This is a genomic window from Bacillus sp. 491mf, from assembly GCF_900112415.1.
In the GTDB taxonomy this organism is placed as follows: domain Bacteria; phylum Bacillota; class Bacilli; order Bacillales; family Bacillaceae_G; genus Bacillus_A.
Window position 1 is genome coordinate 20007 of sequence record NZ_FOLV01000007.1, and the last position, 23964, is coordinate 43970.

Here is a 23964-nt window from a genome sequence, read left to right on the forward strand (position 1 = left end):
GACATCATGATTAGTCAGTCAACTTTATTTTTATTCATACTTCTTATTGTTGGACTTATCGCGAAAAATCAATCTTTAACAGTAGCGGTTGGTGTTTTATTTTTGCTAAAGTGGACGTTTTTAGGAGATAAAGTTTTCCCTTATTTGCAAACGAAAGGAATTAATCTTGGGGTTACCGTTATCACAATTGCGGTTCTTGTCCCGATTGCAACAGGAGAAATTGGATTTAGGCAGCTTGTTGAGGCGACAAAATCTTATTATGCATGGATTGCTCTCGCTTCAGGTATTGCTGTGGCGCTTATTGCAAAAGGTGGTGTGCAGCTTTTAGCACATGATCCGCACATTACGACTGCGCTTGTTTTTGGAACAATTTTGGCGGTAGCGTTATTTAATGGAGTTGCGGTAGGACCGTTAATTGGAGCGGGAATTGCATACGCTGTGATGAACATTATACAGTTGTTTAAATAAAAAAATTTATTGTAATATAAATTTTTCGAATTCTATCCATTCACAAAAGTCAGATAATTGTTTATAATGGATTTAAGGCACTTCTTCGAGTTACATAACAGCATAGACCTACACCAGATAAAATAAAAATAAGATGAAATAATTTTGTTAATATTATTTTATGTTATTTTTATAGATAAGCTCTCCGAAATTATATTTCCTCACTATGTATCGTTTGTGGCGTGGGGGTTCGGGGAGAAACTCACGTCCGTGCTACAAGGCATGGAGCGATAGATAGATGTAAAAATGGTAATGATTGTGCCATAGTGTATTTCACATGTTCAAGAGGTGAACGGGTGCTCATTCACTTTCTTGAACGGTGAAACACACATTTTATTGAGACAAAATATAGGGCTAGGGAGAAATTTCGAAGAAAAGGGGAGATTATAATGACTGTTATTCGAGGATTAGAAGGGGTAGTAGCAACAACATCATCTGTAAGTTCTATTATTGATGATACATTAACTTATGTGGGATATAATATTGATGATTTGGCTGAAAATGCTACATTTGAAGAGGTTATCTATTTATTATGGCAACGCAAACTTCCAAATGAAGTGGAATTAGAGGAATTAAAAACACAGTTAGCTGAGCATGCAGCAGTTCCAAAAGATATTTTGGAATATTTAAAAGGCACAAATTTAACAATTGCGCATCCAATGTCTGTTTTACGTACAGCAATTTCCATGTTATCATTGTATGATGCGGATGCTGAATTAATGGATGAAGCGTCTAATTATTTGAAAGCGGTTAAATTGCAGGCGCAAGTTGCAACTCTTGTTGCAGCATTTGCGAGAATTCGCAAGGGGTTACCAGTTGTCGAGCCTCGTAAAGATTTATCATTAGCTGCAAACTTCTTATATATGTTAAATGATCGTGAGCCAAATGAAGTTGAGATTGAGGCGTTTGATAAGGCGCTTGTACTTCATGCGGATCATGAGTTAAATGCATCTACTTTCACAGCACGTGTTTGTGTAGCTACACTTTCTGATGTATATTCCGGTATTACAGCAGCAATCGGTGCTTTAAAAGGACCACTTCATGGCGGAGCAAATGAAAACGTAATGAAGATGCTAATGGAAATTGGTGAAGAAGAAAATGTAGAATCATATATTCATAATGCACTTGAGAATAAAGTGAAAATTATGGGCTTTGGTCATCGCGTATACCGCAATGGTGATCCACGTGCAAAACATTTACGTGAAATGTCTAAGCGATTATGCGTGCTAACAGGACAAGAGAAGTGGTATAATATGTCTATCAAAATTGAGGAGCTTGTAACTTCAACAAAACAGCTTCCACCAAATGTAGATTTTTATTCTGCATCTGTGTACCATTGCTTAGGAATTGATCATGATTTATTTACACCAATTTTTGCAGTCAGCCGTATGTCTGGTTGGTTAGCTCATATTCTAGAACAATATGAAAATAACCGCCTCATTCGTCCACGCGCAGATTATACTGGTCCGATTAACCAACGCTATGTACCAATCGGACAAAGATAATAATGTGTCTTCATAAGTCTGACTTTTTCGTAAAGATATAATGATTGGAATATTTAAAATTAACTTGTGGTTTGAACTGAGGGATTTATCCCTCAGTTTCTTACATATGAAATTTCAAACATGGGGGTAATCGCAGTGACTACAGGAGAAAAAATTACCGTAACGAATGGTGTTATGAATGTACCTAACAATCCAATTATTCCTTTTATTGAAGGAGATGGAATTGGACCGGATATTTGGGCGGCGGCATCTCGTGTGTTAGAGGCGGCTGTTGAAAAAGCATATAACGGTGAAAAGAAAATTGTTTGGAAAGAAGTGCTTGCAGGGGAAAAAGCATTTAATCAAACAGGTGAGTGGTTACCAGAAGAAACGTTAGAATTGATTCGCGAATATTTAATCGCAATTAAAGGACCGTTAACAACTCCTGTTGGTGGCGGAATTCGTTCTTTAAACGTAGCGCTTCGTCAAGAATTAGACTTATACGTATGTTTACGTCCTGTTCGCTATTTTGATGGAGTTCCTTCTCCTATTAAGCGTCCAGAAGATACTGATATGGTTATTTTCCGTGAAAATACGGAAGATATCTACGCTGGTATTGAATATGCGCAAGGTTCTGAAGAGGTTCAAAAGCTTCTTGCATTTTTACAAAGTGAAATGGGTGTAAAGAAAATCCGTTTCCCAGAAACTTCTGGACTTGGTATTAAACCAATTTCTGAAGAAGGTACAAAGCGTCTTGTTCGCGCTGCAATTCAATACGCAATTAATGAAAAACGTTCTTCTGTTACATTAGTTCATAAAGGTAACATTATGAAATTTACAGAAGGTGCTTTCAAAAACTGGGGTTATGAAGTAGCAGAACAAGAATTTGGCGACAAAGTATTTACTTGGGCTGAATATGATCGCATTGTTGAAAAAGACGGAAAAGATGCTGCGAATAAAGCGATGGCAGACGCAGAAGCGGCTAGAAAAATCATTGTAAAAGATTCAATTGCAGATATTTTCTTACAACAAATCTTAACGCGTCCACGCGAGTTCGACGTTGTAGCAACAATGAACTTAAATGGTGATTATATTTCTGATGCACTTGCAGCACAAGTTGGCGGTATCGGTATTGCACCGGGTGCTAACATTAACTACGTTACTGGACATGCTATTTTTGAAGCAACACATGGTACAGCTCCAAAATATGCAGGTTTAGATAAAGTAAATCCATCTTCAGTTCTTCTTTCAGGAGTATTGATGTTAGAACATTTAGGATGGAATGAAGCAGCGAATTTAATTACTAATTCTGTAGAAAAAACGATTGCTTCAAAAGTAGTAACATATGACTTCGCACGCCTTATGGAAGGTGCAACTGAAGTGAAATGTTCCGAATTTGCTGACGCCCTAATTAACAATATGGATGCAGCGGTTATTAAAAACGCATAATTTAAAGTGGGGGAAAAATTATGACAATCAAACGCAAAAAAGTTTCAGTCATCGGTGCAGGATTTACAGGAGCAACAGCAGCATTCTTATTAGCACAAAAAGAATTAGCAGACGTTGTATTAGTGGACATTCCACAACTTGAAAATCCAACAAAAGGGAAAGCGTTAGATATGTTAGAAGCAAGCCCTGTACAAGGTTTCGATGCTAACATTATTGGTACATCTGATTACGCAGATACAGTTGATTCTGATGTTGTAATTATTACAGCAGGTATTGCTCGTAAACCAGGTATGAGCCGTGATGACTTAGTAGCGACAAACTCTAAAATTATGAAAAGTGTAACGCGGGAAATTGCAAAATATTCTCCGAATACAATTATTATTGTATTAACAAATCCAGTTGATGCAATGACATATTCTGTATTTAAGGAAGCTGGATTCCCGAAAGAGCGTGTTATCGGTCAATCTGGTGTATTAGATACAGCTCGTTTCCGTACATTTATTGCACAAGAATTAAATATGTCTGTAAAAGATATTACAGGATTTGTTCTTGGTGGACATGGTGATGAGATGGTGCCGCTTGTTCGTTATTCTTATGCAGGTGGTATTCCGCTTGAAACATTAATTCCTAAAAAACGCTTAGATGCGATTGTGGAACGCACTCGTAAAGGTGGCGGAGAAATTGTAAATCTATTAGGAAACGGTAGTGCATACTATGCACCAGCTGCTTCTTTAGTAGAGATGGCTGAGGCAATCTTAAAAGATCAGCGCCGTGTATTACCAGCTATTGCATATCTCGAAGGAGAATATGGCTATAGCGATCTTTACTTAGGTGTTCCAATTATCCTTGGTGGTAATGGAATTGAACAGATTATTGAATTAGATCTTCTTCCGGAAGAAAAAGAAGGATTAGATCGTTCAGCAGAATCTGTACGCAGTGTAATGAAAGTTCTTGCATAAATAGAAAGAAAAAGATTCGGGTCTCCCGAATCTTTTTCCACTATTAGAAGGATGTTTTTGTAAAATAATTTGAAAGCGTTAACAAAAAAGGATCCTACACTATAACACATAGACTTGTAGCGAATGTTCTCTCGTCATTATAAAGATTTGTATAGTATATCACTTCGAGTAGGATAATGAAAATATCGATCGGAGGGATTGTATCATGTTAAAGAAAAGAAGCAAATTAGGTCGTAAAATGGATGAAATTACAGTAGGAGAAAAGTTATCCGTTACAGAGAAAATAGAAGACAAAGATTTGTTATTATATTTAGGATTAACGAATGATTCGAATCCATTATATATTCAGCATGATTACGCATCCCAAACTCCATATGAAAAACCAATTGTACCGACTATTATGTTAACAGGGATTATTACAACTGCAGTTACAAAATACTTACCTGGTCCAGGAAGTCACGTTGTAAAACAAGAAATCGAATTTGTAAGGCCTGTATATCACTATGCAACGTTGCAAATTCATTTTGAAGTTGTTTCTGTTTTTCCAGAAAATCATTTAATTGAAATGCAAATGATTGCATACAATGAGCAGGAAGACGAAGTAATAAAAGGGTTACTAACGGTAGCACCACCGCATCAATTAACGACGATATTTGAAAGAGCGCTTGATAATTTTTAATAAAAGAAGCTGTCCTAAAAGTAGTGCTTTTAGGACAGCTTTCGTTTTTTACCCGCGCGGCCATAACATAATAAATACGCCAACGATACAAACTGAAGCTCCAGCCCAGTCAAATAAGTCGGGAGTTTTTTTATCAACCCACCAGCCCCACAACAAACTCATGACAATAAATACGCCGCCATAAGCTGCATACACTCTTCCGAAGCTAGAGAATACTTGGAACGTAGCGATAATACCATATAAAAATAAAATAACTCCTCCGATGATTCCAATTCCAATAGAACCGCCTTCTCGTAGCCATTTCCAAATGAGGTAACCGCCGCTAATTTCAGCAAGCCCTGCAAGGAAAAAGATAATAAATGCTTTAAACATATAAACTCCTTTCTATTCTATATAAATCTAAAGAAACTACTCAGTCACTCTATGAAAAACCACCAGAAAAGCATTTTTTTAAATAGGCGAGAGGGGCTGGCTATGTATAGGAGCGGTCAGTGCCCTTTCCTGCCGCGTGCAAGTCAATACGGAATCGCCTTTCCTTTTTGTAAGAAAAAGAATCGCGATTACTCCGCTAGATGCTCTCTACTTTTGAGAATAACATTGGTTTTTAAATTTATATATAACATGCATATTCATATTTTCTTGTATAAGGGTAACATATAGTAAAGCAGTAGTCAGTAGGGAACTGTTTATGGAGTAAGGAATAAAGTCGCATTTTTCACAGCACAATTGTGTTGAGAGGGGTTTTGTTTTCTAGTATGATGGAAATATCGGGGAAGGATACTAGGGTGAGGAAGGGTTAGATCCTATAACTTGGAGGAATAGAATGAGTAATCGAATTTTGGTCGTAGACGATGAGGAGTTTATTTTAACTTTAATAGAGTTTAACCTGCAACAGTCGGGTTTTGAGGTCATAACAGCGATGGATGGAGAAACAGCGCTACATAAAGCGCAGACAGAGCGTCCTGATCTCATTATATTAGATTTAATGCTTCCGAAGATGGATGGCATGGAAGTTTGTAAAGAACTGCGTCTAGGGCGTATAATGACCCCTATTTTAATGTTAACTGCAAAAGATGACGAATTTGATAAAGTATTAGGCCTTGAGCTTGGAGCGGATGATTACATGACAAAGCCGTTTAGTCCAAGAGAAGTAGTTGCGCGTGTAAAAGCGATTTTGCGCCGTACGAAAATTCAAGATGAACAAGTTCCGGAAGTAGAAGATGAAAATAGTATGATCATTGCTGAATTAAGAATCTTACCAGATTTTTATGAAGCATATTTTAAAGGGGACAAGTTAGAACTAACGCCAAAAGAATTTGAATTACTCGTATATTTAGCGAAACATAAAGGCCGCGTGTTAACGCGTGATCAGCTTTTAAGTGCCGTGTGGAATTATGACTTTGCCGGTGATACACGTATTGTTGATGTTCACATTAGTCACTTGCGAGATAAAATCGAAAAAAACACAAAGAAACCAACTTATATTAAAACAATCCGCGGATTAGGTTATAAATTGGAGGAGCCAAAGGGAAATGAATAAGTTTCGCTCGAGGCTTCTCCTTACGTTTATTTCTCTCGTTGTCCTTATTGTTGTTGGGACAGGGATATTGATTGAAAAAGTATTTGAAGGATTTTATGTTGATCATGTCCATGAGAGAATGGAGAAAGAAACAAAGTACATTGCTTCTGTCGTTGAGGCGGAAGGAATTGATCATGTTTTAAAGAATCCAAATGTATTTTCGAAAATAGAAGAGCATTTCGATTTATACGTAACGTTTCTAGATGAACAAAAACAAGCTCAATATAATACTGTAAAAGAGCAGACGGTTCTGCAGAAAGAAGGGATAGAAGAACTTCTTCTTGAAGCAAGAAAACAACCTCATACAGTTGTGCTGAAGGAGACAAATGATAAATACCCTTACCATTATGCGACGTTTATTCAAGATACACAGGGGAAGAAAGGGTATCTTATTATTAACGCTTCTATGGAATCTTTGAAAAATGTACATCCGAAAATGTGGGGCTTGTTAATTGTTGGCTTTATTAGTTCTTGTCTCGTTGTTATATTTCTTGGTATGAAAATTACAGCACATTATATTCGGCCGATTGAGTCTGTTACAAAAGTTGCGATTGAATTAGCGAAAGGGAATTATAAAGCGCGTGCTTATGAAAATCATTCAGACGAGACGGGAATGCTCAGTAAAGCAATGAACGTTTTAGCACGCAATTTACAAGAGATGACATTAGAACAAGAAATGCAGCAAGATCGGTTGCATACACTTATTGAAAATATGGGAAGCGGTATGATTTTAATTGATAGCCGTGGTTATATTAGCCTTGTAAACCGCTCTTATAAAGAGATTTTCCATGTAACAGATGAAGAGTATTTGCAATGTTTATATTATCAGGCATTTATACATAAAGAAATTGTTGAACTCGTAGAAGAGATTTTTATGACAGAGGTTAAAGTACGCAAACAAATGTTATTGCCTCTTGAAATTGAAAGAAAACATTTTGAAGTGTACGGTGCCCCTATTATTGGAACGAACCATGAGTGGAAAGGAATTATCCTTGTTTTCCATGATATTACGGAACTGAAGAAGCTTGAGCAAATGCGTAAAGATTTCTTAGCAAATGTTTCGCATGAATTGAAAACGCCAATTACTTCTATTAAAGGATTTTCAGAAACATTACTTGATGGAGCGATGGAAAACCAGCAGTTTCGTGAGCACTTCTTACATATTATTTTGAAAGAAAGCGACCGAATGCAAGCGTTAATTGAAGACTTACTTGATTTATCGAAAATTGAGCAACAAGGGTTTCAATTAAATATAGGTGTTGTCGACTTAAAAGAGCTACTAGAAGAAGTTGGGATGATATTAAATAATAAAACTGCCGATAAAGACATTTGTTTGCATGTTGATGTAAATGAATATGTTTCTGTCATAGGAGATGCGGTGCGGTTAAAACAAGTTTTTATTAATTTAATGAATAACGCAATTTTATATACACCAGCTGGGGGAACTGTTTCTGTTACGGCTTCTCAAGATAGCCAAAACGTATATATAAAAGTGTCCGATACAGGAATTGGAATCGAAAAAGAGGAGATTCCTCGTATTTTTGAACGTTTTTACCGTGTTGATAAAGCGCGCAGTCGTAATACGGGTGGTACAGGACTTGGATTATCGATTGTGAAACATTTAGTTGAAGCGCATCATGGGATGATTACTGTAGAAAGTAAGATTGGGGTTGGAACGACATTTACTGTTACTCTTCAAAAGTATATGAAATAGATATTTACATTATATTAACAATAGCTTCATTTTGTATTAATAAAGCTCTGTTACTATAATATATGAAAACCCCTTCATCCAAGGAGTAATTTGGGACGAGAATAAGGAAGCTTATTCTCGTCACTTCCCTTTTGCAACGTAAAATTATTCCCACTTATTATGTTGAATATAGTTATAAAGAAAGCTGTTGTTTTTCTTCTCTCTTCCAGTCGTGGTAATATAGAGAGAAGAAGAGGAACGGTTTTTTTCTATTGTATGGAGAAATCGTTTACATTTTTTACGGGGAGGTTGTTCCATTTGGAAAAGAAAGTTGTTTTAGTTGATGGAAATAATATTGCGTATCGCGCTTTCTTTGCGTTGCCGCTTTTAAATAACGATAAAGGGATACATACAAATGCCATTTATGGTTTTACGATGATGCTTATGAGAATTTTAGAAGAGGAAAAACCAACACATATGCTTGTTGCGTTTGATGCGGGGAAAACAACGTTTCGTCATAAAACATTTAGCGAATATAAAGGCGGTCGCCAAAAAACGCCGCCCGAGTTATCAGAGCAGTTTCCCTTCATTCGTGAATTGTTAGATGCATTTCATGTGCCGCGCTATGAATTAGAGAACTACGAAGCGGATGACATTATGGGAACATTGGCAACAGAAGCGAGTGAACAAGGTATTGAAGTAAAAGTGATTTCAGGAGATAAAGATTTGCTTCAACTTGTTTCAGACAATACGCGCGTTTGTATTCCACGTAAAGGAATTACGGAAGTAGATGAGTATACGAAAGAAACGTTATTTGAAAAATACAGCTTATCACCAAAACAAATTATTGATATGAAAGGACTAATGGGAGATCAATCAGATAATATCCCGGGTGTCCCTGGTGTTGGTGAGAAGACAGCTATTAAATTGTTAACACAATTTGAAACAGTAGAGGCTGTATATGAAAACTTAGACAAAGTGAGCGGTAAGAAATTAAAAGAGAAGCTGGAAGAGAATAAAGAGCAAGCGCTGATGAGTAAAGAATTAGCAACAATTATTACCGATGCACCAGTTACAATTCATGTGGAAGATATTGCTTATAACGGATATGAAAATAGTGATGTAATCCCGATGTTTGAGAACTTAGGGTTCCATTCTCTCTTAACGAAGTTAGGCGCACCGGTTGCCGAAACACCTGCAGCTGATTTGGATGATATTTCATTTGAAATTGTAGAAGAAGTAACGGAGGAAATGTTGCAGCAGGATAGCGCAATCATTGTAGAAGTGCAAGAAGATAATTATCACGAAGCGGATATTCAAGGGTTTGGTATTCAGAACGAAAATGGATGTTACTTTGTGCCGGCTGATATTGCTTTATCATCACAAGCTTTTACAGACTGGTTAGCGAATCCAGAAATGAAGAAGTATACATTTGACGCAAAGCGTGCAATTGTTTCGTTAAAATGGAAAGGCTATGAAATTAAGGGGATCGACTTTGATTTATTAATTGCAGCATATTTACTTGATCCAGCAGAAACAGATAAAGATTTCCGCGCTGTTGCGAAAATGAAGGATATGCATGCTGTGCAGTCAGATGAAGAAGTGTACGGAAAAGGTGCAAAACGCGCTGTACCAGAGCAGGAAGTTGTCGCAGAACACGTAGCGCGAAAAGTACATGTGTTATATGACGTACAGCAATCGTTTGCTGAAGAGCTAAAAAATAATGAGCAGTACGAATTATTTACTGAACTGGAAATGCCGCTTTGCCGCGTATTAGCTGATATGGAATGTAAGGGCGTTGCAGTTGATACGAATCGTCTCCGCGCTATGGGGGATGAACTGGCTACGCAGCTTAAGAAAATGGAAGAAGAAATTTATGAGCTGGCAGGAACAGAATTCAATATTAATTCACCGAAGCAGCTTGGTGTTATCTTATTTGAAACGTTAAACTTACCGGTTATCAAGAAGACAAAAACAGGCTATTCTACATCGGCTGATGTGTTAGAAAAATTAATGGAGCATCATGAAATTATCCCGAAAATTTTACATTATCGTCAGTTAGGAAAATTAAATTCCACGTACATCGAAGGTTTGTTAAAAGTGGTGTATACAGATTCGTCTAAAATCCATACGCGCTTTAACCAAGTGTTAACACAAACTGGGCGTTTAAGCTCAACGGAACCTAACTTACAAAACATTCCGATTCGTTTAGAGGAAGGAAGAAAAATACGTCAAGCGTTTATTCCGTCAGAAACAGATTGGGTGATGTTTGCGGCGGATTATTCTCAAATCGAATTACGTGTATTAGCTCATATTTCTAAAGATCACGGTTTAATTGAAGCGTTCCAACACGATATGGATATTCACACAAAAACAGCGATGGATGTGTTTGGCGTTGAAAAGGAAGATGTAACCTCTAATATGAGACGTCAAGCGAAAGCGGTAAACTTCGGGATTGTATACGGAATTAGTGACTATGGTTTATCGCAAAACCTAGGTATTACACGAAAAGCAGCAGCTGAGTTCATTCAAAAGTATTTAGAAAGTTTTCCGGGAGTTAAAGAGTACATGAGTGATATTGTGCAAGATGCGAAACAAAAAGGCTATGTATCGACATTGCTAAATCGCCGTCGTTATATCCCGGAAATTACGAGTCGTAATTTTAATGTGCGTGGCTTTGCAGAGCGGACTGCAATGAATACACCTATTCAAGGAAGTGCCGCTGATATTATTAAAAAAGCGATGATTATTATGGCGGATCGATTAGAAGAAGAAGGATTACAAGCACGTCTTCTTCTGCAAGTGCACGATGAACTTATTTTTGAAGTGCCGCAAGAAGAGGTAGAGAAGTTAGAGAAACTTGTACCTGAAGTTATGGAGCATGCGATTGAGCTTACCGTTCCATTGAAGGTTGATTATTCATACGGTCCAACATGGTATGACGCAAAGTAAGGAAGTGATAGTATGCCAGAATTACCAGAGGTTGAAAATGTCAGGCGAACGCTAGAACAGCTCGTTAACGGAAAGACGATTGAAGAAGTGATTGTAACATATCCGAAATTGGTGAAAGAACCAGATGACGCCGAACTTTTCAAAGAGATGCTGCGCGGCGAAACGATTGAAGAGGTCAGACGCCGCGGCAAGTTTCTTCTTATATATGTAACCCGTTATGTCATTGTGTCTCATTTGCGAATGGAAGGGAAGTATATGCTTAGCGATAGTGATGATCCAGTTGATAAGCATACACATGTCCGCTTTCGTTTTACAGATGAAACGGAACTTCGTTACAAAGATGTACGGAAATTCGGTACGATGCACCTATTCAAAAAGGGTACGGAGTTTACAGCTATGCCGCTTGCTGATTTAGGGCCTGAGCCTTTTTCAACTGAGTTAACACCAGCGTATTTACAAGAAAAATTGCAAAAAACGGCTCGGAAAGTAAAAGTTGCTTTGCTCGATCAACGTATTTTAGTCGGCCTCGGTAATATATATGTAGACGAAGTGTTATTTCGTTCGCGTATTCATCCAGAGCGAGAAGCGTCTTCTTTAACAGATAAAGAATTTGAAACGTTGTATGAAGAAATTGTGGCTACGTTAACTGAAGCAGTAGAGCGCGGTGGAAGTACGATTCGTACGTATGTGAATTCACAAGGAAAGATCGGTTCATTTCAAGAGCGTCTTTACGTATATGGGAGAAAAGGTGAGCCGTGTGTAACATGCGGCACTTTACTGGAAAAAACAGTTGTTGGCGGACGTGGTACACATTATTGTCCGGCTTGCCAGCCGAAAAGTTAAACAACTGAAGCAGTTGTAAAAAATATTTACTTACGGCAGCATCATTATATTTTTCACAATAACATCGGATAGGCTTCTGTCATATATATAAGCAAAGCTATGTATAGGGAAGGAGCTTATCGATGTATCATTATTTCTCTCTTATTTTATTAGCTTTTACGTTAAGTTTAGATAGCTGTAGTGTAGGGCTCACGTACGGGCTTCGGAATGTTCGGATTCCACTGAAGTCAATTATCGTAATTGGGATTTGTTCAGCTGTTGTGATGATACTCTCAATGGGAATCGGACATATGATTGCTCAAATTTTTTCACCGGTGCTAGCGAAAAGAATTGGCGGATTCGTTCTTGTCGTAATCGGTGCGTGGGTGTTGTATCAATTTTTTCAAAGTGATAAAAAAGAGGATGCGTTGCAAGAAGAAAAAGTATGGAACTTAGAAATTGCGTCTCTTGGTCTTGTCATTCAAATTTTACGAAAACCGACTGTTGCTGATTTTGATAAGTCTGGGGTCATTTCTGGAGTAGAAGCGCTTCTCCTTGGTATGGCACTTTCGTTAGATTCATTTGGAGCTGGGATTGGGGCATCTTTACTTGGATATTCTCCGTTCATGATGGCGGGATTGGTTGCAGTAATGAGCTCGCTATTTTTATTCTGCGGAATGAAAGTAGGGACAATATTATCAAATATGCGATGGTTACAAAAATTCACGTTTTTACCAGGTGTATTACTTATTATTATTGGAATTTGGAAAATGTAAGAGACGTGAAACAATTGTTTCACGTCTCTTATTATAAGGGGGATTATGATGACAGTTGTAATTGGATTAACAGGCGGCATTGCCAGTGGGAAAAGTACAGTATCAAAAATGTTTCAAGGTTTTCACATCCAAGTCATTGATGCAGATATTATTGCAAGAGAAGTTGTGGAGCCTGGTAAGGAAGCGTATAACGAAATTGTAAAAGCGTTCGGAAAAGAAGTGCTTGAGGAAAACGGGGAGTTAAATCGCCCGAAACTTGGCAGCATTGTATTCCATAATGAAGAAAAACGCTTGCTGTTAAATAATATTGTGCACCCAGCTGTACGAAAGGAAATGAATGCGCAAAAGGATAGATACATAAGAGAAAATACGCAAGCGGTTGTGCTCGATATTCCGCTTTTATTTGAGAGTAAATTAACAAGTCTTGTCGATCAAATTTTACTTGTTTATGTGGACAATGAAACGCAGATTACAAGGTTGATGGAACGTAATCTTTTTACAGAAGAAGAGGCGAAAGCACGAATTGCTTCGCAAATGCCATTGCAAGAGAAAATAGCATTAGCAGATAAAGTGATTAATAATAATGGCACAATCGAAGAAACGAAAGCACAATTAAGCAACATTTTAAAGGAATGGAACATTATTAAATAAAAAAATTGAAAAATGATGAAATTGTTTAGTGACATATCCGCTTTTTGTGTTATACTATTATTGGGATTTGAGAGAAATAGTATAACGCAATCAAGGGGGATAACATATTATGATTCGTGTGGCAATTAATGGATTTGGACGTATTGGGAGAATGGTGTTTCGTCAGGCAGTAAAAGAAAGCGCATTCGAAATTGTAGCGATTAATGCGAGCTATCCATCTGAAACGTTAGCACATTTAATTAAATATGACACAGTTCACGGTAAATTCGATGGTACAGTAGAAGCGTTTGAAGATCATTTATTAGTAGATGGTAAAATGATTCGCCTTTTAAACAACCGCGATCCAAAAGAATTGCCTTGGAAAGAATTAGAAGTAGACGTTGTAATTGAAGCGACGGGTAAATTTAATTCTAAAGAAAAAGCAAGTCTTCACGTAGAAGCTGGTGCGAAAAACGTTATTTTAACTGCACCAGGAAAAGATGAAGATGTAACAATTGTTGTTGGTGTGAACGACGAACAACTTGATATTACAAAACATATCGTTATTTCAAATGCATCTTGCACAACAAACTGTTTAGCGCCTGTTGTAAAGGTGTTAGATGAGCAGTTTGGAATTGAAAACGGTTTAATGACAACAGTTCATGCATACACAAATGACCAAAAAAATATTGATAATCCACATAAAGATTTACGCAGAGCGCGCGCATGCGGCCAGTCTATCATTCCAACGACGACAGGTGCTGCGAAAGCGTTAGCGAAAGTTCTTCCACATTTAAATGGGAAACTTCATGGCATGGCACTTCGCGTTCCGACACCAAATGTATCTCTTGTTGACTTAGTTGTAGATGTAAAACGCGACGTAACAGTGGAAGAGATTAATGAAGCATTTATGAATGTTGCTAGCGGTGCATTAAAAGGAATTGTCGCATTTAGCGATGAACCGCTTGTTTCTATAGACTTTAACACAAATACGCATTCTGCAATCATTGATGGTTTATCTACAATGGTAATGGGCGAGCGAAAAGTAAAAGTACTTGCTTGGTACGATAACGAATGGGGTTATTCTCGTCGTGTTGTAGACCTTGTAAAGCTTGTTGTAGATCAATTCGCGAAACAAGAAAACGTACAACATATTTAATAGATGAGAAAAGGGCAGGCGTTAGCCTGTCCTTTTTTGTAATAGAAAAATATTACATATTTTTTCTGTGTAAATCACCTAGAACAGCTATGATTACTGTGGTTTTGAGTCTTTTCTCTTTTTGGAGGAAAATAAAAGAAAAAGTATCATCTGAAAAAATAAAAAACTGATGTTGCAAAATGAAAATAAACAAAGTATACTAACATTCGTAAACTTAAGAGCTGAGGTACGTAGTCACTACTTAAAGGGTTAGGACCTCTCTGGACTAACTTTCCCCCGTGGTAGTGGAGCAAACCAAATTGCAAATTAGTTTTCAATTCGAACAGTTAAATTAAATCAATGAGGGGGAACTGTAGAATGGATACTATGGATACTATGGGTCGTCACGTAATTGCGGAACTTTGGGATTGCGATTTCGACAAGCTTAATGATATGCCTTATATTGAAAGGTTATTTGTGGATGCAGCACTTCGAGCAGGCGCTGAAGTACGTGAGGTTGCTTTCCACAAATTTGCACCACAAGGTGTAAGTGGAGTTGTAATTATTTCTGAGTCTCACTTAACAATTCACAGCTTTCCGGAGCATGGTTATGCAAGTATTGATGTTTATACTTGTGGGGATCGCATTGATCCAAATGTTGCTGCGGAGTACATCGCTGAAGGTTTAGGAGCAAAAACGAGAGAAAGTATTGAACTTCCTCGCGGTACAGGTAGCTTCGAAATTAAGCAAAGAGAAACAAAAGCTCTTTAAAAAAGAAGATAATTGATTTAAAATGTAAAGAGGTGTATAATGCACCTCTTTTTAGTTTATATTGTGTTATCACCTATCTATATAAATACAACTTGAAACAACGACGTAAAAAACCCTTTCTTTTTAGATGGACGAGAGCATCTGGCTATGCATAGAAGCGGCCTTTGCCTTCTTCTGCCACATGCCAGGTTTTAAACAAAAGGAGCAGGCCAGTAGCGGGCATGTTGTATTCTGCATAGCAGTAATCTCTGTGTTGAAAAATCAAGTTGGATTTATATATTATAATAAGAAGAAATTTGTTTATACATAAGTGCATGTAATTGAGTGTTTATAATATTGAAGAGAAAATTATTGTTTAAAATGTTTTAGTTTTGTTAAGATAAAATTAAATTGTAAAGGAGTGAATGGATTGCGTTGTCCATCCTGTTTTCACAATGGTACGAAAGTATTGGATTCACGTCCAGTTGACGAAGGACGATCAATTCGCAGAAGAAGAGAGTGCGAAAGTTGTTTCAGTCGCTTTACCACATTTGAACGTGTCGAAGAGCCACCGCTCATTGTTGTAAAGAAAGAAGGGACGCGAGAAGAATTTAACAAAGAGAAAATTTTGCGTGGTTTAATTAAAGCGTGTGAAAAGCGACCTGTAACGTTAAAACAATTAGAAGAAATCACACAACATGTAGAACGGGAATTACGTAACTTAGGAATGTCAGAAGTACAAAGCGATATGATTGGTGAAATGGTCATGGAAGCGCTTCGTGATATTGATGATGTTGCATATGTACGTTTTGCATCTGTTTACCGACAATTTAAAGATTTGAACGTATTTATTGAAGAGTTGAAAGATATTCTTCAAAAAGAACGAAAATAAAAGAGCTAGAAGCGTAAGCTATTAGCTCTTTTTTCACTCATAATGATAATAAGAATGGATGACAGAAAGGATTTGCAAGGATGGAAAGACAGTCATGGATGGAACTGTTGCCAATTGACCGTTATAAAGTAAGTGCAAGAGGGCTGCTCAGCAACTATGATCGTAAAGTGCTGACAATGTTATATCAGCCACTTATTGGCAGTAAAGCTTTTAGTCTATATATGACATTATGGGGCGAGTTAGAGCAGGACCGTTTATTTGGAAGAGAAAATACACACCATTCTATTATGGTAACAATGCAAATGCAGCTCCCAGAGATTTATGAAGAACGTCTAAAGCTAGAGGCGATTGGACTTTTAAATGTGTATGTGAAAAGAGAAAAAGATATTCGCATGTTTATTTATGAGTTACAGCCACCACTTATGCCAAAGCAATTTTTTGATGATATTGTATTAAGTATTTTCTTATATAACCGCTTAAGTAAGTCGAAATATAATCAAGTGAAGCAATATTTCTTAGAAGAAGAATTTGACTTTTCTTCATATGAAAATGCAACACGATCTTTTAATGATGTGTTTGGTTCTTTTAATCCAGGACAAGTTGAGCATGCCAAGGAAGAACTTATTATACCAAATGCAACTGTGATGCCGAGCAGGGCGGAGGGGAATGCGCCTCAAATTTGGAATGATTTCTTTGATTTTTCTTTATTTGTAGAAGGATTATCAGCGCTTGTGCCGCGTAAAGCAATCACGGATCAGATGCGTGAATGTGTGATTATATTAGCTTACGTATACGGCATTGATCCGTTATCCATGCAAAATATTGTTCTTGGTGCTGTTACGGAGCATAATACAATTGATATGGAACGATTGCGAAAAGGTGCACGTGATTGGTACCAATTTGAGAATGGACAGGCACTTCCTAAGTTTAGTGAGCGGACGCAGCCATTGCATGCGCGGACGATGAAGGAGAAAGAACCGACAACACAAGAAGAGATGCTGATTAAACAGTTAGAGGAAATTTCACCAAGAGAGTTATTAAAAGAAATTTCAGGCGGGGCTGAGCCGACGAAGGCTGATTTGCAAATTATTGAAGATGTGATGTTGAATCAGAAGTTAACACCAGGTGTTGTCAATGTCCTTATTTATTATGTCATGCTTCGTTCGGATATGAAGTTAGCGAAATCGTATGTAGAGAAAATTGCCGGACACTGGGCCCGTAAAAAAATTACAACCGTAACGGAAGCGATGGGGCTTGCGAAAGAGGAAAATCGTCAATATCAAGAATGGGCAGAAACAAAGAAAAAAGGAAAGACAACGAAGAAAACGGTTCGTAAAGAACTTGTACCAGACTGGTTAAAGGAACAAACAGAAGATAGCGAGCCATCACATCGTAGTGAAGAGCAGGGAAAACTAGAAGAAGAGCGTAAAAAGTTAGAGGAAGAGCTGAAAAAATATAAGAGAAACTAACAAAGACGAGCTCCTTTTGAGGTGAAGAAATGGAACCAATTCAAAATACATTTGCGAAGTTAATGCAAAATGAAAATTTTAAGAATAGATATGAAGTATTAAAAGAAGAAGTAATGGCGCATCCGCGTGTGAAAGCATTTATAGAAGAACATCAAGGTGAAGTAACAACATCGATGCTTGAACGCAGTCTTGTGAAGCTATATGAGTACATTGGGCAAAGTGTTGGATGTAAAGATTGCCCAAACTTAGAATCATGTAAAAATATGATTCAAGGATACGAACCGAAGCTTATTATTCAAGGAAAGATGATTGATATTCAATACGATCGCTGCGTGAGAAAAGTGGCTTACGATGAGCGGAAAAAGCAGGAAAAACTTATTCAAAGCATTTATATGCCAAAAGATATTTTGCAGGCTTCTATGGCTTCTCTTGATTTGTCAGATAGAGAGAGGTTTGAAGCAATTCGAGCTGCAAATGAATTTTTAAGTGAATACGAACAAGGAAAAAAAGTGCAAGCATTATATTTTTATGGACCGTTTGGTGTTGGGAAAACATTTGTTTTAGGGGCGATTGCAAATGAACTAGCAGAGCGTAAGGTCAGCTCCATGATCGTATATTTGCCGGAATTTTTACGAGAAATTAAAAGCTCATTGCAAAATAATACGATTAGCGAAAAAATTGATGCGGTCAAACATGTTCCGGTGCTCATGTTAGATGATATTGGAGCGGAAGCGATGTCGAGCTTTGTGCGCGATGATGTACTTGGAGCGATTTTACAGTTCCGCATGCTGGAGAACTTACCGACGTTCTTCACATCTAACTTTGATTTTAAACAACTCGAGCATCATTTAACGTATACACAGCGCGGAGAAGAAGAAGAAATGAAAGCAGCCCGTATTATGGAGCGTATTAAATATTTAGCAAAGCCGATTCCAATTGGCGGGAAAAACCGCCGTCATACGTAAAGAGCAAGCAGTGAGCTTGCTCTTTTTTTTATATAGTTTGTTTTCGTTCAAAAATAAGTTCGAAATATGCAGCGGATCCAGTCCCTGCTGTACTAGGAGCGAAAATTTGTACGAAACGCCAACCTTCTTTTGGTTTGGATGCCATTAGACCTGATTTTAGTTCGATTTTTACAAATTTGTATTCGTACATATGGTATCGCTCCTTTTACAACCTTTTTAGTAAAATTATACAGTAAAAATAGCTTGTGAATATAAAAAATTCATATTAGCTTGTATCATTTTTTGTACATCTCCCTAATATATATGGAAATAGCAAGAATTATAAAAGGGGGGGTACAATTGATTGAAATCTGCTTCGAAGAAAAAAATGATGCTATTGTTATATATAAAGAACTAAAAAAAAGGACAGATCATATATATGAAGAAATAAGCATCTACTTGTACGAACAAATGGTAATTATTCATATACCGATACAAGAGTCGCGATATATTGATAAAGTAGTTATTCCTGTATTTATGCAACATATTATCAACACAAAACAAGATGAATGGATTAGCGCAATTTTAAAAGATAAATTTTATTTTAAAGAGCGAGAAGAACGAACCCAAATTTTACATATGGCGCATTCTATATTAAAAGGAAAACGAAAAGGATTAATAGATGCACCTTCAAAGGAAAGTGGGAGAGCATTGGTGCAATCTTCTTTGCAAGGCTGGATGCATGATACGATGTCTTTTTCGTTTGGCGCATATATTCGTTTTCGCTTGAGAAAATACAATGAATTTTTATATCGAACGGCAGAGTTGGCGATCGATGAATATAAGTTAGAACAAGAGTATCAAATGTTCGTAGAAACACTTCGCCAACAAGTAAGCAGCCGAAAATCACGTTTATCTTGTTTGCATCTCGTGTTTAATGATAGTTGTATCTTTTATGATGAAAAGTGGCAACGTTTAAAACAAGAAAAACTTGTTCAGTATATAGAAGAAGAATTGCTCTCTCAAAAAGATGTATACATTGATCCGAATGTTATGGCACCGCTTCTGTCGATCGCGCCTAAAAAAATTCATCTGTATGCGAAAGAACAAGATCATAATATGATTGTAACGATTCAAAACGTCTTTCAAGAGAGAGTGCAGTTATATACGCTTCATGAATTTGAAAAGAATGTGAAAAAATTTAAAAATAAAGGGAACGCCCTTGATTTTCTAAATTTTTGAGCATATAATTACGTACATAAACGAAAATACATCGAAATGTTACGATGAGGACATGAGTAGTTATCTACGATTCCCAGAGAGAGAAGCCTTGGGCTGTGAGCTTCTTAATACGAGATTATTACTTACCACCTCTGAACTTCAGCAGTGAACGAATGTCTAGTAATTGCTGACGGCAAGTGCCGTTATCATGAACTTGAGCAGTTAACGATATGTTAGCTGGAACAAGGGTGGAACCACGAATTCAACACTCGTCCCTTTTTATAGGGATGGGTGTTTTTTATTTTGATTATAAAAAAGGAGTGACTAAAGATGGCAGATGTAGTAAAAATTACATTTCCAGACGGAGCTGTGAAGGAGTTTCCAAAAGGAACAACAACAGAAGACATTGCTGCTTCTATTAGCCCTGGCTTAAAGAAAAAAGCGATTGCAGGGAAATTAAATGAGGAAATGATAGACTTACTTACACCGATTGAGCAAGATGGTGCAATCTCTATCGTTACATTAGATTCTGAAGATGGGCTATACATTTTACGCCACTCAACAGCTCACTTATTAGCGCAAGCACTAAAGCGCCTATATAAAGATGTGAAGCTTGGAATTGGTCCTGTAATTGAAAACGGCTTCTACTATGATATCGATATGGAAGAAGCAATTACAGTTGAAGATTTTCCGAAAATCGAAAAAGAAATGCAAAAGATTGTGAACGAGAACTTAGAAATCGTTCGTCATGAAGTACCACGTGCGGAAGCACTTCGTCGTTACGAAGAAATTGGCGATGAACTAAAATTAGAACTTATTAACGATCTTCCAGAAGATGCGGTTATTTCAATTTATGAACAAGGCGAATTCTTTGACCTTTGTCGCGGTATTCACCTTCCATCTACAGGTAAAATTAAAGTATTTAAACTGTTAAGCGTTGCTGGTGCTTACTGGCGCGGCGATAGCGACAATAAAATGTTGCAACGTATTTACGGTACTGCATTCGTGAAAAAAGCAGAATTAGATGAGCATTTACGTATGCTTGAAGAAGCGAAAGAGCGTGACCACCGTAAATTAGGTAAAGAGTTAAAACTATTCACAAATAGTCAAAAAGTAGGGCAAGGCTTACCACTTTGGTTACCAAAAGGTGCAACAATCCGCCGTATTATTGAGCGTTACATTGTTGATAAAGAAGTAAGCTTAGGATACGACCACGTATATACTCCAGTATTAGGAAGCCGAGAGCTTTATGAAACTTCTGGTCACTGGAATCACTACCGCGATGGCATGTTCCCATCAATGGAAATGGATAATGAGGAATTAGTACTTCGTCCGATGAACTGTCCTCACCATATGATGGTGTACAGAAACGATATCCACAGCTATCGTGAATTACCAATCCGTATTGCGGAGCTTGGAACAATGCACCGTTATGAAATGTCTGGTGCGCTATCTGGATTACAACGTGTACGCGGAATGACTTTAAATGATGCGCACATTTTCGTTCGTCCAGACCAAATTAAGGAAGAATTCAAACGCGTTGTAAACTTAACTTTAGAAGTATACAAAGACTTCGATTTAGAAGATTATTCATTCCGTTTATCTTATCGTGATCCAGAAGATACTGAAAAGTATTTTGATGACGATGAAATGTGGGAAAAAGCACAATCAATGTTAAAAGAAGCTATGGATGAAATGGGTCTTGATTACTATGAAGCAGAAGGTGAAGCGGCATTCTACGGTCCAAAACTTGACGTGCAAGTTCGTACTGCGCTTGGTAAAGACGAAACACTTTCAACTATACAATTAGACTTCTTACTTCCAGAACGCTTTGAGTTAACTTACATCGGTGAAGATGGTAAGCAACATCGTCCGGTTGTTATTCACCGCGGTGTAGTATCAACTATGGAACGCTTTGTTGCCTTCTTAATAGAAGAGTACAAAGGTGCATTCCCGACTTGGTTAGCACCAGTTCAAGTACAAGTAATTCCAGTTTCTCCGCAAGTACATTTAGACTATGCGAAGAAAGTACAAGAAGAATTACAACGTGCTGGCATTCGTGTTGAAGTGGATACTCGTGACGAGAAAATTGGTTACAAAATCCGTGAGGCGCAAATGCAAAAAATTCCATATATGCTTGTAGTAGGTGACAATGAAGTTGCTGAAACTGGTGTAAACGTTCGTAAATATGGTGAACAAAAATCAGAAACAATTTCATTAGATGCTTTCGTTGACTTAATTAAAGTTGAAGGAAAACGATAAGAAAAAGTCGCGGCTTGTCCGCGGCTTTTTTTGTGCGTTTCCATTTGGCAATAAGAACCAAAGGCTGCTTTGTATAAAAAACTATTGCATGTATTCATTTTGTTTGTTACAATATTTTTTGTTGTTACTTAAGAAGTAGAGCTTCTTGACAGGCATTATGTCCTATGGTAAAATCATCAAGGATAATAGAATACGGATTTGTGGAACAAGTAGAAGCACCCGCTTCTCACCTGATTGACGCGAAAGCAGTTGGCAGGTAAGTATTTCTTATTAGAGATATTATAAGTGTGGGTGTTGTATGCCCGCACTTTTTTGTTTGGGTTCTTCCTTCCCAAGACGTATTCCCATAAAACCTTGGAGGTGGCTTACTATTAGCAAGGACATGATGATTAACGAGCAAATTCGTGCACGTGAAGTACGTTTAGTTGGTGCAAATGGTGATCAACTTGGAATTAAGTCTCGTCAAGAAGCATTAGATATGGCTGCAAACGTAAATCTTGATTTAGTATTAGTTGCTCCAAATGCGAAACCACCAGTATGCCGTATTATGGACTACGGAAAATTCCGCTTTGAGCAACAAAAGAAAGAAAAAGAGCAGCGTAAAAATCAAAAAATCATTAGTATGAAAGAAGTTCGTTTAAGTCCAACAATTGATGAACATGACTTTAACACAAAACTTCGTAATGCTATTAAATTCTTGGAGAAAGGCGACAAAGTTAAAGCGTCTATTCGCTTTAAAGGTCGTGCCATTACTCATAAAGAAATCGGTCAACGTGTTTTAGATCGCTTCTCTGAAGCTTGTGCTGAAGTTAGTACAATTGAATCTAAGCCAAAAATGGAAGGACGCAGTATGTTCTTAGTTTTAGCACCGAAAAATGATAAGTAATTAATAGAGGAGGAAATCACTATGCCTAAACAGAAAACTCACCGCGGCGCTGCAAAGCGTTTCAAAAAAACAGGATCTGGTAAACTAAAGCGTTCTCACGCTTACACAAGCCACTTATTCGCTAACAAATCTACAAAAGCTAAACGTAAATTACGTAAAGCTGGTGTAGTAAGCGCTGGTGACTTCAAACGTATTCGTCAAATGCTTGACAACATGTAATTCATATTTTGTTCAGATAGATATCTAGGAGGGAAATAATATGCCAAGAGTAAAAGGTGGTACGGTTACTCGTAAACGTCGTAAAAAAATTATTAAATTAGCAAAAGGTTACTACGGTTCTAAACATACATTATACAAAGTTGCTAACCAACAAGTAATGAAATCTTTAATGTATGCTTTCCGTGACCGTCGTCAAAAGAAACGTGACTTCCGTAAATTATGGATCACTCGTATTAACGCAGCTGCTCGTATGAACGGTCTTTCTTACAGCCGTTTAATGAACGGTCTTAAGCTTGCTGGTATCGAAGTAAACCGCAAAATGCTTGCTGACCTAGCTGTTCACGATGCAAAAGCTTTCGCTGAATTAGCAACAGCTGCTAAAACTGCATTAAACAACTAATTGTTGATAAATCCTTAGGACATTGCTCCTAAGGATTTTTTTATTGAATCGCGTCACCTTCATAAAATGAACGATACAATTGCTGAAATGGAAGAAGGAAAGATTAATGGCCGTGTTTGAGCATAAAAATTTCAATAATATAAAAGAATAAACATAAAAAGTCGGAGAGGTTCTCTGGCTTTTTATGTTTATTTATATACAAGGAAATTTAAAATACGACATCTGTTTTGGAGAGGCGAGAGCATCTGGCCGC

Annotated in this window: 24 protein-coding genes and 2 other annotated features; of the genes, 22 read left to right on the forward strand and 2 right to left on the reverse strand. The window is 37.3% G+C overall.

Annotation, left to right across the window (positions count from 1 at the left end; genetic code table 11):
- The first annotated feature begins 6 nt into the window (after positions 1–6).
- The 5 genes from BM211_RS09215 (at position 7) to BM211_RS09235 (ending at position 5078) form a co-directional block, all read left to right on the forward strand.
- Positions 7–468, forward strand: coding sequence for a DUF441 domain-containing protein (locus BM211_RS09215; protein WP_035431768.1), 462 nt, complete (start codon positions 7–9; stop codon positions 466–468).
- 428 nt (positions 469–896) lie between these two features.
- Positions 897–2012 carry a citrate synthase gene (citZ, locus tag BM211_RS09220; protein WP_035431766.1) on the forward strand — a complete coding sequence of 372 codons (1116 nt, stop codon included), beginning with the start codon at positions 897–899 and terminating at the stop codon, positions 2010–2012.
- A 135-nt stretch (positions 2013–2147) separates the two neighbouring features.
- Positions 2148–3440: an NADP-dependent isocitrate dehydrogenase gene (gene icd, locus BM211_RS09225; protein WP_035431764.1), complete on the forward strand. Its 1293-nt coding sequence runs from the start codon at positions 2148–2150 to the stop codon at positions 3438–3440.
- Between the two features lie 20 nt (positions 3441–3460).
- Positions 3461–4399 carry a malate dehydrogenase gene (gene mdh / locus BM211_RS09230; protein WP_035431762.1) on the forward strand — a complete coding sequence of 313 codons (939 nt, stop codon included), beginning with the start codon at positions 3461–3463 and terminating at the stop codon, positions 4397–4399.
- Positions 4400–4604: 205 nt separating this feature from the next.
- Positions 4605–5078 carry a MaoC/PaaZ C-terminal domain-containing protein gene (locus tag BM211_RS09235; RefSeq protein WP_035431759.1) on the forward strand — a complete coding sequence of 158 codons (474 nt, stop codon included), beginning with the start codon at positions 4605–4607 and terminating at the stop codon, positions 5076–5078.
- Between the two features lie 48 nt (positions 5079–5126).
- On the opposite strand, the gene BM211_RS09240 is transcribed toward BM211_RS09235, so the two are convergent.
- A complete protein-coding gene (locus BM211_RS09240) occupies positions 5127–5450 on the reverse strand; it encodes a YnfA family protein (protein ID WP_090996588.1) in 324 nt (107 codons plus the stop codon).
- A 451-nt stretch (positions 5451–5901) separates the two neighbouring features.
- On the opposite strand from BM211_RS09240, the gene BM211_RS09245 reads away from it, so the two are divergent.
- The 12 genes from BM211_RS09245 (at position 5902) to dnaI (ending at position 18744) form a co-directional block, all read left to right on the forward strand.
- Entirely contained in the window at positions 5902–6618 is a 717-nt protein-coding gene (locus BM211_RS09245) for a response regulator transcription factor (protein WP_035431755.1), read from the forward strand.
- On the forward strand, positions 6611–8371 hold the full coding sequence (gene pnpS, locus BM211_RS09250) for a two-component system histidine kinase PnpS (RefSeq protein WP_090996591.1): 1761 nt from the start codon (positions 6611–6613) through the stop codon (positions 8369–8371). The genes BM211_RS09245 and pnpS overlap by 8 nt, the downstream gene beginning before the upstream one ends.
- Before the next feature lie 297 nt (positions 8372–8668).
- On the forward strand, positions 8669–11302 hold the full coding sequence (gene polA / locus BM211_RS09255) for a DNA polymerase I (protein ID WP_035431751.1): 2634 nt from the start codon (positions 8669–8671) through the stop codon (positions 11300–11302).
- Positions 11303–11314: 12 nt separating this feature from the next.
- Positions 11315–12145: a DNA-formamidopyrimidine glycosylase gene (gene mutM, locus BM211_RS09260; RefSeq protein ID WP_035431749.1), complete on the forward strand. Its 831-nt coding sequence runs from the start codon at positions 11315–11317 to the stop codon at positions 12143–12145.
- Between the two features lie 122 nt (positions 12146–12267).
- On the forward strand, positions 12268–12900 hold the full coding sequence (ytaF, locus tag BM211_RS09265; RefSeq protein ID WP_035431747.1) for a sporulation membrane protein YtaF: 633 nt from the start codon (positions 12268–12270) through the stop codon (positions 12898–12900).
- Positions 12901–12948: 48 nt separating this feature from the next.
- On the forward strand, positions 12949–13551 hold the full coding sequence (gene coaE, locus BM211_RS09270; RefSeq protein ID WP_035431745.1) for a dephospho-CoA kinase: 603 nt from the start codon (positions 12949–12951) through the stop codon (positions 13549–13551).
- Positions 13552–13660: 109 nt separating this feature from the next.
- Positions 13661–14689 (forward strand): glyceraldehyde-3-phosphate dehydrogenase, encoded by a 1029-nt coding sequence (locus BM211_RS09275; RefSeq protein ID WP_035431743.1) that lies wholly within the window; start codon positions 13661–13663, stop codon positions 14687–14689.
- Between the two features lie 366 nt (positions 14690–15055).
- Positions 15056–15439 (forward strand): adenosylmethionine decarboxylase, encoded by a 384-nt coding sequence (speD, locus tag BM211_RS09280; protein ID WP_177206909.1) that lies wholly within the window; start codon positions 15056–15058, stop codon positions 15437–15439.
- A 127-nt stretch (positions 15440–15566) separates the two neighbouring features.
- Positions 15567–15749 carry a hypothetical protein gene (locus tag BM211_RS26725; protein ID WP_218160796.1) on the forward strand — a complete coding sequence of 61 codons (183 nt, stop codon included), beginning with the start codon at positions 15567–15569 and terminating at the stop codon, positions 15747–15749.
- A 99-nt stretch (positions 15750–15848) separates the two neighbouring features.
- Complete coding sequence (gene nrdR / locus BM211_RS09285; protein ID WP_035431740.1) at positions 15849–16310, forward strand: transcriptional regulator NrdR; 462 nt, start codon at positions 15849–15851, stop codon at positions 16308–16310.
- Positions 16311–16390: 80 nt separating this feature from the next.
- Complete coding sequence (locus BM211_RS09290) at positions 16391–17779, forward strand: replication initiation and membrane attachment family protein (RefSeq protein WP_035431738.1); 1389 nt, start codon at positions 16391–16393, stop codon at positions 17777–17779.
- A gap of 29 nt (positions 17780–17808) precedes the next feature.
- Positions 17809–18744, forward strand: coding sequence for a primosomal protein DnaI (gene dnaI / locus BM211_RS09295; protein WP_035431736.1), 936 nt, complete (start codon positions 17809–17811; stop codon positions 18742–18744).
- 28 nt (positions 18745–18772) lie between these two features.
- Here the strand turns inward: dnaI and BM211_RS09300 are convergent, their stop codons facing one another.
- On the reverse strand, positions 18773–18934 hold the full coding sequence (locus BM211_RS09300) for a DUF4177 domain-containing protein (protein ID WP_081904820.1): 162 nt from the start codon (positions 18932–18934) through the stop codon (positions 18773–18775).
- Between the two features lie 149 nt (positions 18935–19083).
- Here BM211_RS09300 and ytxC point away from each other — a divergent pair, with 149 nt between their 5' ends.
- The 5 genes from ytxC to rplT all read left to right on the forward strand — a co-directional run bounded on the left by ytxC (position 19084) and on the right by rplT (position 23711).
- A complete protein-coding gene (ytxC, locus tag BM211_RS09305) occupies positions 19084–19965 on the forward strand; it encodes a putative sporulation protein YtxC (RefSeq protein WP_035431734.1) in 882 nt (293 codons plus the stop codon).
- Positions 19966–19997: 32 nt separating this feature from the next.
- Positions 19998–20224: a binding site (T-box leader), on the forward strand.
- Between the two features lie 50 nt (positions 20225–20274).
- Positions 20275–22206, forward strand: coding sequence for a threonine--tRNA ligase (thrS, locus tag BM211_RS09310; RefSeq protein ID WP_090996597.1), 1932 nt, complete (start codon positions 20275–20277; stop codon positions 22204–22206).
- Positions 22207–22407: 201 nt separating this feature from the next.
- Positions 22408–22526, forward strand: a sequence feature (ribosomal protein L20 leader region).
- Between the two features lie 62 nt (positions 22527–22588).
- Positions 22589–23092, forward strand: a complete 504-nt coding sequence (infC, locus tag BM211_RS09315; protein ID WP_020060081.1) for a translation initiation factor IF-3 — start codon at positions 22589–22591, stop codon at positions 23090–23092.
- A 21-nt stretch (positions 23093–23113) separates the two neighbouring features.
- Entirely contained in the window at positions 23114–23311 is a 198-nt protein-coding gene (rpmI, locus tag BM211_RS09320; protein WP_020060080.1) for a 50S ribosomal protein L35, read from the forward strand.
- A gap of 40 nt (positions 23312–23351) precedes the next feature.
- Complete coding sequence (gene rplT, locus BM211_RS09325; RefSeq protein WP_035431729.1) at positions 23352–23711, forward strand: 50S ribosomal protein L20; 360 nt, start codon at positions 23352–23354, stop codon at positions 23709–23711.
- Positions 23712–23964 lie beyond the last annotated feature (253 nt).

Excerpts from the sequence above, each read along its gene's own strand:
- BM211_RS09215 (WP_035431768.1), top strand. The coding sequence starts at position 7 with ATGATTAGTCAGTCAACTTTATTTTTATTCATACTTCTTATTGTTGGA.
- citZ (WP_035431766.1), top strand. The coding sequence starts at position 897 with ATGACTGTTATTCGAGGATTAGAAGGGGTAGTAGCAACAACATCATCT.
- mdh (WP_035431762.1), top strand. The coding sequence starts at position 3,461 with ATGACAATCAAACGCAAAAAAGTTTCAGTCATCGGTGCAGGATTTACA.
- BM211_RS09235 (WP_035431759.1), top strand. The coding sequence starts at position 4,605 with ATGTTAAAGAAAAGAAGCAAATTAGGTCGTAAAATGGATGAAATTACA.
- BM211_RS09240 (WP_090996588.1), bottom strand. The coding sequence starts at position 5,450 with ATGTTTAAAGCATTTATTATCTTTTTCCTTGCAGGGCTTGCTGAAATT.
- BM211_RS09245 (WP_035431755.1), top strand. The coding sequence starts at position 5,902 with ATGAGTAATCGAATTTTGGTCGTAGACGATGAGGAGTTTATTTTAACT.
- pnpS (WP_090996591.1), top strand. The coding sequence starts at position 6,611 with ATGAATAAGTTTCGCTCGAGGCTTCTCCTTACGTTTATTTCTCTCGTT.
- mutM (WP_035431749.1), top strand. The coding sequence starts at position 11,315 with ATGCCAGAATTACCAGAGGTTGAAAATGTCAGGCGAACGCTAGAACAG.
- ytaF (WP_035431747.1), top strand. The coding sequence starts at position 12,268 with ATGTATCATTATTTCTCTCTTATTTTATTAGCTTTTACGTTAAGTTTA.
- coaE (WP_035431745.1), top strand. The coding sequence starts at position 12,949 with ATGACAGTTGTAATTGGATTAACAGGCGGCATTGCCAGTGGGAAAAGT.
- BM211_RS09275 (WP_035431743.1), top strand. The coding sequence starts at position 13,661 with ATGATTCGTGTGGCAATTAATGGATTTGGACGTATTGGGAGAATGGTG.
- speD (WP_177206909.1), top strand. The coding sequence starts at position 15,056 with ATGGATACTATGGGTCGTCACGTAATTGCGGAACTTTGGGATTGCGAT.
- BM211_RS26725 (WP_218160796.1), top strand. The coding sequence starts at position 15,567 with ATGGACGAGAGCATCTGGCTATGCATAGAAGCGGCCTTTGCCTTCTTC.
- BM211_RS09290 (WP_035431738.1), top strand. The coding sequence starts at position 16,391 with ATGGAAAGACAGTCATGGATGGAACTGTTGCCAATTGACCGTTATAAA.
- dnaI (WP_035431736.1), top strand. The coding sequence starts at position 17,809 with ATGGAACCAATTCAAAATACATTTGCGAAGTTAATGCAAAATGAAAAT.
- BM211_RS09300 (WP_081904820.1), bottom strand. The coding sequence starts at position 18,934 with ATGTACGAATACAAATTTGTAAAAATCGAACTAAAATCAGGTCTAATG.
- thrS (WP_090996597.1), top strand. The coding sequence starts at position 20,275 with ATGGCAGATGTAGTAAAAATTACATTTCCAGACGGAGCTGTGAAGGAG.
- infC (WP_020060081.1), top strand. The coding sequence starts at position 22,589 with ATGATGATTAACGAGCAAATTCGTGCACGTGAAGTACGTTTAGTTGGT.
- rpmI (WP_020060080.1), top strand. The coding sequence starts at position 23,114 with ATGCCTAAACAGAAAACTCACCGCGGCGCTGCAAAGCGTTTCAAAAAA.
- rplT (WP_035431729.1), top strand. The coding sequence starts at position 23,352 with ATGCCAAGAGTAAAAGGTGGTACGGTTACTCGTAAACGTCGTAAAAAA.